Raw genomic sequence first — 14,975 nt, forward strand, 5'->3', positions numbered from 1 at the left:
ATGAATTTCATGCGGCATCCCGCGGTTCGGCGAACAAACGCGCCAGATTTTCCAGCAAGGCATCGGCATCCTGGTGCGTACGCTGCGTACCGAAAGCTTGCAACTGCGCGCTAAGCGGCATTTTCCCCAGTTGAGCGCGCGGCTCGCCGCCGGCCGGCCGGCTCTGATTAGGCCGGCCTTGACCGCCCCGACCTTCGCCACCCGGCCGGCCATCGCTACCGTTTTGCCGTTGTCCCGATTGTTGTTGAGGCTTCAACACGACGGTAATCACAGCCTGGTTACCCTTGCCGTCGGTCGCGGTAATTTTAACTACCGTTCTCTCACCGCTGCCTTCCTTCAGGCTCAGACTGCCGGTCGCGGAATCGAAGCGCACCCAGGAAGGCAGACTGGCACCGTCGGCTTGAGCCGCCTGAAAACTGACGCCGGTACTGGTATCCAAACCCAACAAGGCTTCGGCGGGTATGGTGAAACTGTTATTGCTACCACTATCGAGTTGAGCCTCCATTTGCAGCGAGGTGGTTTGCGTGCCGGTGGAAGACGTGCCCGAGTCGCCGAAGCTGCTCGAGAAAATCGAAGGGCCGAAACCGAAGCTGCCGCCAGCACCGCTACTGCCGCCCAAACCTCCCCCTAATCCGCCGCCCGCGCTCAACGCGCCGGAGCCTCCCGATCCGCCCCCTGGGCCGGTCGGCGCGCCGCCCGCGCCAAGGCCGGTACCGGTGTTGATCGGCTGTATCAAGTTGCTCGGGATCTGACTGCCTGTCGTCAACGAACCACTGCTGAAGCCGCCTGATGAGCTGGAGTTAAACTCCACGGTTTGCGTGGCATTGGTGGCATTGACACTCGCCACTGCGAGGGTGGCCGTTGAACTGACGGTCTCTACCTTACCCAGACCATCGGTATAGCTGGCGGTAACGATAATGGTTTTATCAACATCCGCTTGGGTCAGAACCAAGCTGGAACCGGTCCCCAGGATGTTGCCGTTACCATCTGTCCAGGTGTAGACGATGCTACCCAGACCATCAGCGTCTGCGAGCGTAGTGCTGACGGAGAGCGTTTCGCCCACGACAGCAGTACCGCTGATGGCCACACTACCCGTCGGCGCATCGTTAGCATCGGTCAGAGCCACCGTCAGGACTGTGTCGGAGCTGTTACCGGCTGCATCGGTAGCGCGCACCGTAACGGCATGGCTGGCCGTGGCTTCGTAGTCCAACTGGCTACCGTCGGCCACGCTGACCTCGCCGCTGGCGGCGTCGATAACGAAGCGGCCGTTGGCGTTGTCCACCAAGCTATAAACGACGCTTAGGGTGTCGGTGGCGCTAACTGAGCCCACGACCGTACCATTGGCCGAATTTTCCGCCACGCCGAGGGTTCCGACAGGGGGTGTCGGCGCACTGGTATCCAGATTGAAGGCCAGGGCGGCGGAGTTGCCGGAGGGATTGCCTGCCGTATCGGTCTGGCGGACGATTACCGATTTGGCGCCATCGCCGGACAGATTAAAGCTGCTGCCACTGCCGGCGGTCCAGGAGGTACCGCCGTTGCTGCTGAACTCCCAACTGGCACCGGTTTCCAAACCAGTGAGGTTTACCGTGGCATTATTGGTAATGCCATCGCTATTGCTGCTGCCGTTATCCTCGGCCAGAGTTAGAGTGGGTGCGGTGGCCGAGGTGTCCAAGGTAAAGGTATAAGCGCTGGAAGAACCGGAAGTGTTACCTGTCGTATCCGTTTGCCGCAAGACTACCGATTTAGCACCGTCGCCGCTCAGCGTGAAGCTGCTGCCGCTGCCGGTGGTCCAGCTGCTGCCTCCATTGGTGCTGTACTCCCAACTAGCGCCGCCCTCCAAGCCGGAAACGGTGATCGCGCCAATGTTGGTAATCCTGTCGCTGTTGCTGCTACCGCTATCGGAGGTCAGAGCCAAACCAGGCGCTGCGGGAGCCGTAGTGTCGACCACGATGTCCTTATTGGCGCCCAGCGAATTGGCGGCGCCTGGCGAAGCCAGGGTTAAAACAGCAGCCAAGCTGGTCGAGCTATCGAGAATAGCCCCGCCGTTCAGCGCCAGAGACGAGGTCGAACCATAGTCCAGATCGGCGGACGTGTCGCCAGCCTGCACCGTGTAGCTGAAGCTCAGCGTGGTGCCGCCGGATCCGCCGGCGTAGGTCGCAGTCTGCCCGGTATTCAAAGTCAGGGTCGGCACTCCCGTCACCGTCACCGACCGGTCGAAGGTAACGGTGATCGTCACTGTGTCGCCTGCATTGTAAGAGCCGTCGGCAGTCGTTGCCGATACGCCGGTCACCGATGGGTTAACCACCGCCGTCAGCACCACATCGTTGCCGGTCCCGCTGGCATAGCGCACCGTGTAGATGTCGCCGTTGCTGGTCAGATCCGTACCTTCGGCCACGCTGCCGAAAATGCCGCTCGCGCCAGTTACGGCGTCGGTGCTGTCGTTGTCGATGATCCGGTAGGTGGCACCGTTGGTCGCGGTGTAGCTGTTGACTCGGCTGACGGTCAGCGAGCCGCCGTTCAAGGCAACGGTGCCGTTGACCATCACCTGGTCGAAGTCGGTGCCGCCAACCCCGCCATTGCCCGCCACGTCGATCATCGTGCTGCCGCTGACCCGCAGGTTACCATTGACCGTCAGCGTGCCGATCCCATTGTTGACCCCGGCCACGCCCGGCGCCAGCGTCGCGCCGTCATTCATCGTCAGATTATTGCCTGAGCTGGCCGCGAAGATGCTGCCCGTGCCGCCCAGCGTCGCCCCCGACGCCACCGAAAGGCTGCTGGTGGCGCCCAGCGAGCCGGTAACGTAGAGCGTGCCCTCCGACACCGTGGTGGTGCCGCTATAGGTCGTCGCGCCGCTCACGGTCAGCGCGCCGGTTCCCGTCTTGGTCAGATTGAAGGCGCCGTCGATGGTGTTGCTGAGGGTGGCGGCGTATCCAGACCCGACATTGATGGTGGCGCTGCCGCTCAAGGCGATATAGTTGCCGAAACTCCCCGACGCCACGAAGGTCAAGGTCGTGCCGGCGGCCAGATCGACGCCGGACGCCGCCAGGGCGCCGGTGGAGCCGGCGATGACCGTACCGGCGGAAATGGTGGTGCCGCCGTTGTAGGTGTTGGTTCCCGACAGGGTCAGCGTACCGGTGCCCTGTTTGGTGAGCGACCCGCCGCCGGAACCGCTGATGGCGCCGCTGAACTCCGTTGATGTGTTGTTGCCGCCGGCCCTCAGGGTGCCGACCAGCGCGATGGCGCCGGCCCCGGCGATGGATCCCACCGTTTCCGTGCCCGACACGTTCAGCGTGCCGCCGTTCAACACCGTAACCGCCGAGGCGTCGGCGATGGCGCTGTTGCCGCTAAGCGCCAGCGTACCCGCCGAGACGGTGGTGGAGCCGGTGTAGGTGTTGGCCCCCGACAGGGTCAGAGTGCCGGTGCCGAACTTGTCGATCCCGCTGGTATTGGTGGAGGAGATCACTCCGGAAAACGTGGTATTGGTGTTGTCGCCGCCCGCCGTCAACCTGTAACTCAGTACAACGTTGCCGGCGCCGGCCAACGAACCTATGGTTTCGTTCCCGCCGTTCAAAGTCAGGGTAGCGCCGCTGTCCACGGTCACCGCGCTGCTATCGCCGATGCTGCTACCGCCTTCCAACGTCAATCCGCCGGCGGACACGGTGACCGCGCCGGTGTGGGTATTGGTCGCGGTCAGCGTCAACGTCCCAGCGCCGGCCTTGTTCAGCGCCTCCGCGCCGCTGAGAATCCCCGACAGGGTGACGGCATTGGCGTTGGTGATGGTCGCCGACGTGCTGGGATCACTGTCATCCAGAAGGGTGATGTTGTTGGACACCGTCGTGCCGGTGCCGGTGATGGCCAGGGTGCTGCCGCCCTCCACCGTCACGGCGCCGGTTCCCAGATTCATGGCACCGGTGGAACTGCCGGTGATGCTCACCCCGTTTGCGCCGCGAATGGTGGTGCCGCCGGAATGGCTGTTGTTTCCCGACAGCGTCAGCGCTGGGCCGCCGGTTTTGGTCAGCGACCCCGTTCCGCTGATGATGCCTGACAGCGTGGCGGTGCCGTTGGTGACGCTGATCGTGCCGTTGCCGCTTCCCAGCACGATGGCATTGTCGATTGTGCCCGCGTTGGCGAGGTTGAGCGTGCCGCCGTTCAGCGTGACGGCTCCGCCAAGCAGCCGGCTGTCCGAAGCCACCGACACTGTGCCCGCCGTCACCGTCAAGGTGGAGGCGGCGCTGGAGTTGCCGGTATTGCTCAAAGTCAGCGTGCCGGCCCCGGCCTTGGTCAGCGCTGCCGATCCGCTGAGCTGCCCCGACAAAGTGGCGGCGCTGGCGTTGGTAATGGTGGCGTCGGCCAACAGCGCGATGGCGTTGCTGAAGGTGTTGCCGGCGCTGGTGATCGTCAGGCTACCGCCGTTCAACGTCAGCGTGCCGCCGACCATCGTCGTGGCTGTCCCTACCGACAGCGTGCCGCCGGTCACCGTCAGTGCCGTGGTGGTCGCGGCGGAGTTCGACGTGCTGGACAGGGTCAAGGTGCCGGCCCCGCTCTTGGTTAAAGTCGTCCCCGCTCCACTGATGGCGCCCGACAATGTAACGGCGGTGCTATTGTCTAGTGTGGCGTTACCCGACAATGTCAGGGCGTTGTCGATGGTAGTCGCGCCGGTGACGATTAGCGTCGTGCCGCCGACCAAGGTCACCGCGCCGGAGCCGAGGTTGGCGTCGGTCGCCAGACTCAACGTGCCTGCGGAAACCGAGGTATTGTTGTAAGAGTTACTTCCCGACAGCACCAGGGCACCGGCACCGGCCTTAGTGATATTGAAACCGCCGCCGATATTGCCGCCGATGGTCAATTGGTCGGACGTAACGCCCAGAATTGTAGCGCCGTTCAGCGTCACGTTGCCGGACAGGATGTTGGTGCCGCTGACGTTGTAAATCGCCCCCGCGCTGGATATGCCAGTCCCCGCCGCCGACACTGCTTCGGCCACCGTGACGCCGCCCTGTAAGCCCAACGCGGCGCCGCTAGCCACCGTCGTCGAACCGGCAGTGGTTCCCAGCGCATTGTTATGCGCCGCCACCAGCGTGCCGTCGTTGACAGCCGTCGCGCCGCTGTATGTGTTGTCGCCGGACAGGGTCAACGTTCCCGCGCCCGCTTTCGTCAAAGCGCCGGTGCCGCTGACGATCCCCGATAAAGCAACCGTATTGGCATTGCTAATCGTGCCGGCGCCGGTCAGCGCGACGGCATTGCTAACGGTGACCCCGCTGCCGGTGACGGTCAGGCTGCCGCCGTTCAGCGTCACAGCCCCAGCCCCCAAGTTAGTCGAGTCGGCGACGGTCAGGGTTCCGCCGATGACGGTGGATGAGGCAAGAACGTTCGTCCCCGACAGCGTCAGCTCACCGGCCCCGGCCTTGGTCAGGGCGTTGTTGCCGGTAATGTTCCCCGACAGAGTGACGGCGTTGGCATTGGTGATGGTGGCGCCCGCCGACATCGCGAGGTTGTCGTCTAGGGTGCCGGCGGAAGTGATGGTCAGATTACCGCCGCTCAAGCTGACGGTGGCACTGTCCGAGCCCAGGTTGGCATCGCCGTCGATGCTCAGGGTGCCGGCCGCCACCGTAGTATTGCCGGAATAGCTGTTGCTGCCGCTCAGGACTTGCGTGCCCGCCCCGCTCTTCACCAAATTGCCGGCGCCAGTGATATTTCCCGATAGGGTCAGCGTGTCGCCCGATCCGTTGGCGACGGTCAGCGTCTTGCCGCTGGCGATAGCAATGTCACCGCCGACGGTGATGCTGTTGACCACATCGGCGTCCAGCGCAATGTTCTCGCCGATTGTAACGCTGGATCCCAGCGTTACGGTCCCCAAGCCAGAGGCGAAACTGATCGTGGCGCCGCCCGCCCGGTTGGCGATACCGACGGCCTCGCGCAGGCTGAGGCCGGTACCGTCCGCCTTTTCCGCAGCGTAAGTGCTGCCGCCGTCCGCGTCGTCGGCGGTGGTATCGACGACCAACGTGTTACTGACGGTGATGGTAAAGCTCTGGTCGTAGTTGTTGTCGCCGTCGTTCACCCGGATCACCACCGTGTAGTTCCCTGGCGTGGTCGTGGAAGGGCTGGCCGCCCTTAACGTGGCGCCGCTGATATTGAACAGGTCGTAAGTCGCCCCCGAGGTGTTGGCGTCGACCGACACGATCGAGTAGGTCGGACCGCCGCCATCGACATCGGTACGGCTCAGGGAGCCGATCGCTATATTGCTGCCGCTGTCGTAGGTGGATGCGGTGGTGGCGCTCAATGCGATAGCGGTCGGCGCGTCGTTGACGGCGGATACTGTGAGTGTCTGACTCGCGGCGCTACTGTTAGCGGATCCATCGTTAACCGCCACGCTGACTGTTCGATTAGCGGTATTCGGATTGTCCGAACCATCGGTGTAGGTCACCGCCCGCAAGGCGGCTTGCCACTGGGCCAAGGTTGCCGTTGCGCCGGCAGAGGTCAGAGTCAGAACGCCGGTTCCCGAGTTATAGGCTGCCGAGATATTTCCCATCGTCGAGCCGTCGTTGGTAAACCCGAGCGAGTCTTCGGCGGACTGAAATCCGCCGGTCAGCGAAACAGTGGCGCTAACCAAGGTCGCGCTATCGGCATCGGCGACAGTCAGTCCCGGCACGACGGCAACGGCCACCTGTTCGGTGGCGGCAGTCGTGCCGCCGGCACCGCCCAAGGTCGGTATGGCGAAAGCGTTGCTTGCAGTAATACCGTTGCCCGTGGCATCGGATATGTCGGTATTGCCGATAACGGTATTCCAGTCATCGGCGACAGCCAAGTTGTAAGTGCTGGCATCGGTAGCGCTCGTGCCGTTTTTGTTGATAATCAAGTTGATCGCCGCTTTATCGGTAGCGCTAAGCGTAATGGTAAAAGCGGTGGCGGAGCTAAGCTCGACGTTTGAAGTATCCGTTAAGGTATAAGTCGCGCCACCCAGACCGGTAAACGTCAGTTTATTGGCCGTAATGTCGTTTGCCGCACCGCTGGCTGCCACTAAATGAGTACCAGTCACCGCCAGAACTCCGGTACTGGCATCGTAGGTGGCTGAGGTGACGGTTGGCATTTGGACGTTGCTAACTGTCACTGCGGTAGTAGGGGTCGCGGTGTCGCCCGAGGTGTGATTAGCATCCCAGTCGTCGGCCGCCGCCAAATTGTAGGTGGTACCGCTCACCGCCGTGACACCGGATTTATTCAGCAAGCCGTTGATTGCCAGTTGGTCGGCCGCGTTCAGCACCACGGTAAACTGGGTAGCGCTATCGCGCTCGACGTCGCTACTGGTGAGCGTGTAAGTGTTGCCGCCCTCGCCTTTCAGGGTCAATTTCGAGACGGCGATGTCGTTGAGAACGCCGGCCTTGGCTTCGAAGTCGGTACCTGTCACCACTAGGGTGCCGGTGCTGGCATCGTAGGTGCTGCCGGTGATAGTCGGTACGCCGCTGACGGTAATACCATTGATCAACGATTGGATGTTGGTGCTGCCTATCACGCTGTCCCAATCGTCGGCGGCGGACAGGTTGTAGGTGGTGCCGCCCGACGAGGCGGTGCCGTTCTTGTTCAATAAGGCCTCGACACCAGCAATATCGGCTCCCGCCAAGGTCACTGAAAACGAGGTAGCATCGGTAATCTCGACGTTCGCGGTGGCGGCGGTCAAGGTATAAGTGGCGCCGCCCTGGCCGGTGAAGGTCAGTTTGTTGACGGTGATGTCGTTAGCAGCGCCGACGGTTCTAACGAGGTTGGTGCCGGTCACGGACAGGACGTGGGTACTCTCGTCGTAGGTGACACCGGTAATGGTCGGCGTTTGTACGTTGCTGACGGTCACGGTGTTGCCGGTCGTGTCGGCAGGCGCCGACGCGGTAGCGTCCCAATTCAGAGCACCCGCCAAGTTATAGGCGCTAGCGCCGACGGCGGATGTGCCGTTTTTGTTCAACAAGCCTTCGACGTTAATCTGGTCGGTGGCGTTCAAGGTCACCGCAAAACTGGTGGCGCTACTGGCGGTCACGTTGGCGCTGGTCAAAACATAAGAGTTGCCACCTTCTCCGGTCAACGTCAGTTTCGACACATCGATCGTATCGCCGGTAGTCATGTTGGCGCCGGTGACAGTTAGCACGTTGGTGCTGGCGTCGTAAGTCGCAGAGGTGATTGAAGGTCCGCTAACCGGAGAACCGACCTGGATATTGTTAACCCCCAACCAGGAGAGGCTATCGTCGTTTAGATGTAGCCTGATCTCATCGACATTCAAGAAGGTACTACCCATTTCGTCGCCTTGGTTGAGATGCACGAAGGCGCTCGCGGTATTTCCGCTAAAGGTGATGCTGCCGACCGAAACGCCGCCGTCAAAGGCTTCGGCTTTAACGGTAGCGCCGGAGTAATTGCCCCAATTGTGTACATCCAAGGCTTGTAGCGAGAAATTGCTACCGTCCGCGGATTTGATGACGAAGCCGTAAAACGCCGTACTAACACCATCTTCGTAAGTCAGCATATCCAGCGAGTTGTAATTGACAAACCGCAGATCGGCCTGCTGGTTTATGCCACTATCCACCGTGTAGATATCTAGATTCAAATCCGAAATCACGATCGAGCCGCCCTCGCCGTCCCGTGCAATGTCGTCGGACGTGATATCGCTACTATTAGTCGAGAATGTCAATGTCGGATTGCTACTGAGCGCCAACGGCGGCGTCCAGGCGGCCGTGCTACCCGGTCCGTCTAGCCATTCGGTTCCGGCGTTACCGCCCAAACCGGCGGTACCGGCGTTGCCGCCCGAGGAGGTTCCGCCGGTACCGCCATCTCCGTAATTAGAGGTGTGGGTAATGGTAGCGTTTTCGTATTTGAACGCGCCATTGTTGTATATTCCGCCGACGCCGGCTCCGCCATCGCCGCCATCGACACCGTAACCACCCGCGCCGCCGCCGCCGGCGCCGAGATTGTTGGTGATCGAGGTCGACGCCATGTAGACCGTTGCGCCGGAACCAATCGCTAAAGCACCGGCGCCGATCCCACCCCGACCGACCACCGCGCTGCCGTTACCGCCGGAACCGTATCCACCGCCGCCGCCGCCGATAAAACTCAGTCCGCCCGAGCCGGCGGTTCCCCCGGTTCCGCCTGCATTGGCGCTACCGCTGGTTCCGCCCGCGCCGCCGGCGCCACTGACGCCGCTACTGCCTCCCCGACCTTTTGCGCTGGAGACCGAGGTGAAGCCACCGTCGCCACCCGTGCCCGCCGAACCTGAAGCTCCTGGCGTAGAGGCATTGAATGCGCCTCCCGACCCGCCTACTGTTGTCCCCCAACCCGCGCCGCCGCCACCGCCGTAACCGTAAGTTCCGTTGTCGCTACCACCGTTGCCGCCACCGCCGGCCGCGACGTTGCCGGTAATCGTCGAATGCAGGAAAGTCACTTTGGTTCCGGCGCCGGTCACCGAGATTCCGGCACCTAGTGCATCGCCGCCGTTGACACTGTTATACGCACCGCCGTTGCCCGAGACCAAGCCATGGGTAATGGTCAACCCGTCCAACGACACGGTACCGCTGGTGATCGAAAACACCCGGCTGGTGTAGTTGGCGTCGACGGTGACGTCCGCGCTGCCGTTGTCGTCTAGGTCGCCGTCTATCGTCAAATTTTGGCCGATACTTAACTGGCCGCTGGACAAGGTAATCGTCATCCCAGCGTTGAATGTAATCGTGTCGCCGGACGACGCCGACCCAATCGCGGCGCGCAACGATCCGGCACCACTGTCGTTATTGTTGATCACTGTGACCGTCGCCAGCGTGTAATCGTAATCGGCCATGGCCGAAGCGGAAAACGCCGCGGGCGCCAAGACGTCGCCGGTGCGCACCTCCAGCGTCCAATCGCCGCCGGCACCCGTGCGGTTGTCAGACACCGCCACGTCGGCCCCGGTCAGATCGGCCAGGGTCCGGGCAAACGCGCTACCCTCGGTGCCACGGCCCAGGTTGCAGGAATAGATTTGCAAGTCTCCGTCTGCCGCCAAGGCCTTGCCTATCATATCGAGTTGCGCGGCGTAGTCGGCTATCGAATCATTGTTCAGCCAGGCATTGCCCAACCAAATATTGGCCTCGCTGCCCTCGGCAACGATCGAAATCGCCGAAATATCGCGGCGATCAGCCAGATAATCGGCCATTTGCCGGACACCGTCGCGGCCGACCTCTAACATCACGATTTCGGCGCGCGGATCAGCGCCGGCCAACAAGGTATCCGCATCCCTTACCCTACTGTCGACGAAGATGACGGTGGTAGATTGATCGGCTGTCGCTTCCGGAAAATTGCAGGCCGCCGCGGCATCCAGCAAATGTTGAGCGTCCAATGCCGACGGCGCCTGGTCGGCGGTCGGTGCCGCGTCGGCCTGAGCTGCGTCGGCGCTGACCGCCGCCGCGCCGTCGAACAGAATGCGCGGCTCCAAGGCCCAGGCATGTAGCGTTGGGGGCTTCGGACGATGGCGTGCCTCGGCGGAGCTGGCCGTACGAATACGCGCGAATAGTTTCATGGTCTTAGCCCCCAAAATCGACGATACATCAAACGGATTTCACCAGCGGCCCGGCGACGGCCGGTTGCGCGGAAACGACGTGGGCGCGGCTGCCACGGCCGTCACGCCAGAACGCCATATTGGCGTACTGCTCGAACAGATCCGGCGGCAGAATGGTAGCCCGGTTCTCAAGGCTGACTTGCGGCCGAATGCTGTGCAGGCCAGACAAACCTAAATTGTTGTCGAAGGCCGGCGCGTCGTATTGCAGATTCGCGAAATCGTGCGGATACGCGGGCTCGCCAAGAAAATCGTAAATCAACGGCACCACTTTCTCGGGCGCCCGTGCCAGCAAGTCGTATTCGACGACCAGTAGCGAAGCCGCCTGTTCGCCGTAAAATGCTTCCTTCAGCGCCGACCAAGCAAAGCCGACCAAGCGATTGCGCTGCGCCAAGGTTTCCACCCGGCTATACACCGTATTGCGCTCGGCATCATCGGCAAACAAGCGGCTGTTTTCGTAGGGACTGGCCCGGTACAGGCGTTCCAGACTGTCCATGACCCAGGCCACGTTGCGGACACAGGCGATAACCTTGGCGTCCGGGAACAGATCCAGCAAGGCAGGCAGGCGGCCGCTCCAGGCGCGATTGGTGTCGAACACCACATCCTTGTCGGTTTCGGCTGCGTAGTAACTATCGAACAGCCCGCGCAACAACCGGCGACGCTGCTCGGTGGTCACGACCGGCCCCCACTCGCTGCCGGCGCTGACTTGATCGAGCAATCCCGAAAAAAACGCGCCGACCGGACTGGTCATGCCGGCATGGAAACGCGGATTCTGTTTCAAAATGGCGGCCAACAGCGTTGAACCCGAACGCGGCAGGCCGGAAATAAAGTGATAACGGTGGCTCAACGCGAACCGACCGGTTCGACGCGAATCGTCGTTTTAACCACCCCAAGCGTATCGTTATTTTTCATTGGCACAAAGTCGGTAGAAGTTTTTGCAAGCGGGCGATAGTTTCGATTCGAAAAGTAGTCGCAGACAGTGACCTTGTCAAACCGACTAAGCCGATGGAACGAAACTATAGCCGCGATTCGATCAACCGCCTAGCTTTTCCGTTAGAAACAACTAAGCTTACTCCCGCAGCAAATAGCTGTAAGCGCCGGCATTTCACTGGAAAGCATACTTAGCGGCGTCACACCACTTTCTATCCATCGACCCTGGGAGGTCCATCATGGCTGATCCATTTTTGGGAGAAATCCGCATATTCGGTTTTGCGTACGCGCCACAAGATTGGGCGTTCTGCAATGGCCAGCAAATGGCGATTCAACAGCAAGCGGCGTTGTACGCGCTGCTCGGGACGCGATTCGGCGGCGACGGTCGAAATTACTTCAATTTGCCCAATCTGCAAGGCCGGGCGCCGATTCACTTCGGCGCCAATCCGATTCCCAACTCTGCAGCGTACCAGCTTGCCCAAGTCGGAGGTACCACCGGCAACCCGGTACAGACTCAAACCGCGTTCAGTTTGACGACAGCCAATCTACCGTCTCACAACCACTCCGCCGACTTATCGCTGACCGGCGTCAACGCCGCAACGGCCATCAAGGTTTCCACCGGCGCCGGCGGCGGCGTCACCCCCGACGCAAATGCCACGCTGACTAACGCGCCTAACGGCCAAACCTCGGCCGCGGTGTTTCTGCCCGCCGCCACGCCGCAAACCAATCCGATCACCCTCGGCGGAGTGACGACCACACTGAGCGGCAACGGCACGGTCGCGGTCGGCAATACCGGCGCCGGCACGCCAGTCAGCGCGCCGCTAAATTTCAACGTGCCGGCAACGATGCCGCCCTATTTAGCGCTGAATTTCTGCATCGCCCTCAACGGTCTATTCCCACCTCAACAGTAACGACGATGAAAACCACACTCGACGCGCCAATGATAGGCGATTTGCATAGCCGGAATTTTTCGCCATTTTTGGGCCAACCCTGTCTATTAGAAAACGGGACGATCACGATCGCCACGGTCTTGGAACGGGTGGACGAAAAACCGGCGGCCCGCCAGCCGACCGCCGATTCGCGTCGCACGCCGTTCGCGCTATTGCTGAAAGGCGACGCCGATTGCCCATATCTGGACGGTGTGTTCACTCTACGAATTGGGGGCGCGCTCGAGGTATCCGGCATTTATCTCACTCGCGTTTTAAATACCGGTCCACAGCCGGCTAGCCTGTTTCAGGCGGTTTTCAACTGATACGGCTGCCGCGAGCGGCAGCCGGCCAGCCTAAACCCACTAGGAGGCGATAATGGCGATAGCACCACTGCCGGCCGGCTTAAACTTACGGCCGCAACGCGATACCGACGCGGCGTTTTTGGCGGGGCTGTACCGCACGTTACGGGACGATTTGCGCATGCTCGAGGCTGAGCATGCTTTCGTCGAGGAATTGATTGAAATGCAGTTTCGCGCCCAGCGCGAAGGTTACGGCCAGCAATTTCCGAACGCGATGTATTTCATTATCGAACTTCAACGCGATGCCGTCGGCCGAGTAGCCGTCGATTTCGGACAAAACGAAATCAGAGTGATCGACTTGGCCTTGCTGCCAGCGGCGCGGAATCGCGGTCACGGCGGACAGGTGATCCGTGCCCTACAGCTAGCCGCCGCGCAAACCCGAGCGCCGCTGACCTTGGTCGCGGCGTTGAACAATCCACGCGCGCTAAGGTTTTACGCGACACTGGACTTTACCGTGGCCCGGACAACCGACAGCCACGCCTTGCTGATTTGGTATCCGGAATAGACATAAACCGTCAGCGCTCAATGCCGATTCTGCGTGCGCCAATTCTCGACGATGCCTTCCACATCCAAGTCATCCGGGCCTTCGCGCCAGCTGGTGTAGTAATCGACATCGTTACTTTTGGGTTCCGGGTTGGGCCGGTAGATTTGTACTCGCGTCGGTAGCGGCGCGGCCTCGCCGAGCACCAGCGCTTCCCCCCGGCCGAGGGAGCTGAGAATATCGGCCAAATCACCTTCCGCCTCCGGCACCAGACCGCGAATGTATTGCTGGTCGTCCGGGTTAGTGGTGCGCAGGCAAATAAACGAGCTGCATTGCGCCAACATGGTTTCAGACAATTCGGTGGGCCGCTGGCTGACCACGCCGATGGACACCCCGTATTTACGGCCCTCCTTGGCGATTCTTTCCATCATTTTCTTGGTACCGTCGAACTGCCCGCCTTTTTCGCGCGGGATATAGGCATGGGCTTCCTCACAGATTAACGTAATCGGAAACTCGCGGCGACGCGGGTTCCAATAATTGAATTCATACGCCAGTCGGCCGACTTGTGCGGACACCGCTGGCCGGACATCGGTGGGTACGGAGCTGAGATCGACGACGGTGATGTTGGCTTTTTTTTGCCCCAGACCCACGAATTGTCTGAGTAAGTCCGCCATGCTGGCCGAGTTGTTGCGCTTTTTGGGTTTCAATAAAAAGTCGTAACGCACGTCATTGAAACGGCTCTGCATGGTCACCAGAAATTCGTCAAACTGGCCGAACAAAGCACCCTTGGTTTTACCGAAATCCTTGCGCTCCTCGTTAGCGGCCTTGAATTGCATATACATTTCCGCCAGCGAAAAATAAATCGGCGTATCTATCGAAACCACCCCCAGGCCAATGGCTTTGGCTTCCTTGCGCTTTAATTGTTGCAGTACTTCGCGCATGAAAGACATTTGCATCGAAGCACCTCTGTCGTCTCTATCGATGAACAAGTCCACCAACTCGGCATAAGACATCATCCAATACGGCATTTCCAGGTCCATTGCATCCACGTAATTGACTTGTTCTTCGGGAAACGCCGATTCGATAGTGCCGTCCGGGCGCTTCCAGCAATATTCGCCGTGCAGATCCAGCATGATCATGTGGGTTTTCGGCATCGCTCGCATCGTGTGCTGGATCAAGCTGGTGACGGTCCAGGATTTACCGGAACCGGACTGGCCGATAATTGCAAAATGCCGACCAAACAGCGCGCGCGGGTCCAGGCTCAAGTGATAATCCTTATGACTGGCTAACTGCCCAATAAAAAATTCGTAATCGCGAAATTTAGAAAAAATAGCGTTGATCTCGCTCAGCCCAACAGCATACACCGCCGCACCCGGCGTCGGATAATGGCGGACGCCGCGAATAAACACATTGTTTTCGTTCAACTCGCCGACCGGGATCAAGGCAATAAAGCGGTCGGTAGCGCGATTGCCGGCAGCGTCAAACCGATCGCGTTCCCACATCTTGAACACCAGCGCCAGCACGCCGATATGCGACTGGCGGATCACCACATAGGAACCGATATGGCCGGCCAGTATTTCTTCATCGCCGAGCTTGATGATGGGCGCCGCTGTCGAATGTTCTTCAGTAATACGGGCGTCCATTCCGTCGCCTCTGACTTCGGTTAAATGGCCGATCAGGATATTTTGCGTTTGCTGCGTCATGATGTTCTCTCTGGTAAAGCCGCT

At 60.6% G+C, this 14,975-nt stretch carries 6 protein-coding genes; 3 read left to right on the forward strand and 3 right to left on the reverse strand.

The genetic code is table 11. The annotated features are described in order from the left end of the window. Positions 1 to 7: 7 nt before the first annotated feature. Positions 8 to 10,513, reverse strand: coding sequence for an autotransporter-associated beta strand repeat-containing protein (locus METH11B_RS0104430; RefSeq protein ID WP_026600982.1), 10,506 nt, complete (start codon positions 10,511 to 10,513; stop codon positions 8 to 10). A 28-nt stretch (positions 10,514 to 10,541) separates the two neighbouring features. Then, entirely contained in the window at positions 10,542 to 11,396 is an 855-nt protein-coding gene (locus tag METH11B_RS0104435; protein WP_026600983.1) for a sulfotransferase family protein, read from the reverse strand. Positions 11,397 to 11,718: 322 nt separating this feature from the next. Here METH11B_RS0104435 and METH11B_RS0104440 point away from each other — a divergent pair, with 322 nt between their 5' ends. Genes METH11B_RS0104440 through METH11B_RS0104450 form a run of 3 tightly spaced genes read left to right on the forward strand, consistent with a single transcriptional unit; the run spans position 11,719 to position 13,272 of the window. Continuing rightward, positions 11,719 to 12,390, forward strand: a complete 672-nt coding sequence (locus METH11B_RS0104440) for a phage tail protein (protein ID WP_026600984.1) — start codon at positions 11,719 to 11,721, stop codon at positions 12,388 to 12,390. 5 nt (positions 12,391 to 12,395) lie between these two features. After that, complete coding sequence (locus tag METH11B_RS0104445) at positions 12,396 to 12,731, forward strand: DUF6916 family protein (protein WP_026600985.1); 336 nt, start codon at positions 12,396 to 12,398, stop codon at positions 12,729 to 12,731. Positions 12,732 to 12,783: 52 nt separating this feature from the next. Beyond that, positions 12,784 to 13,272: a GNAT family N-acetyltransferase gene (locus tag METH11B_RS0104450; protein ID WP_026600986.1), complete on the forward strand. Its 489-nt coding sequence runs from the start codon at positions 12,784 to 12,786 to the stop codon at positions 13,270 to 13,272. Positions 13,273 to 13,289: 17 nt separating this feature from the next. Here METH11B_RS0104450 and METH11B_RS0104455 read toward each other — a convergent pair whose 3' ends face one another. Then, positions 13,290 to 14,951, reverse strand: a complete 1,662-nt coding sequence (locus METH11B_RS0104455) for an ATP-binding protein (protein WP_026600987.1) — start codon at positions 14,949 to 14,951, stop codon at positions 13,290 to 13,292. Positions 14,952 to 14,975 lie beyond the last annotated feature (24 nt).

It is taken from the genome of Methylomonas sp. 11b (assembly GCF_000515215.1).
Lineage (GTDB): Bacteria > Pseudomonadota > Gammaproteobacteria > Methylococcales > Methylomonadaceae > Methylomonas.

Excerpts from the sequence above, each read along its gene's own strand:
- METH11B_RS0104430 (WP_026600982.1), bottom strand. The coding sequence starts at position 10,513 with ATGAAACTATTCGCGCGTATTCGTACGGCCAGCTCCGCCGAGGCACGC.
- METH11B_RS0104440 (WP_026600984.1), top strand. The coding sequence starts at position 11,719 with ATGGCTGATCCATTTTTGGGAGAAATCCGCATATTCGGTTTTGCGTAC.
- METH11B_RS0104445 (WP_026600985.1), top strand. The coding sequence starts at position 12,396 with ATGAAAACCACACTCGACGCGCCAATGATAGGCGATTTGCATAGCCGG.
- METH11B_RS0104450 (WP_026600986.1), top strand. The coding sequence starts at position 12,784 with ATGGCGATAGCACCACTGCCGGCCGGCTTAAACTTACGGCCGCAACGC.
- METH11B_RS0104455 (WP_026600987.1), bottom strand. The coding sequence starts at position 14,951 with ATGACGCAGCAAACGCAAAATATCCTGATCGGCCATTTAACCGAAGTC.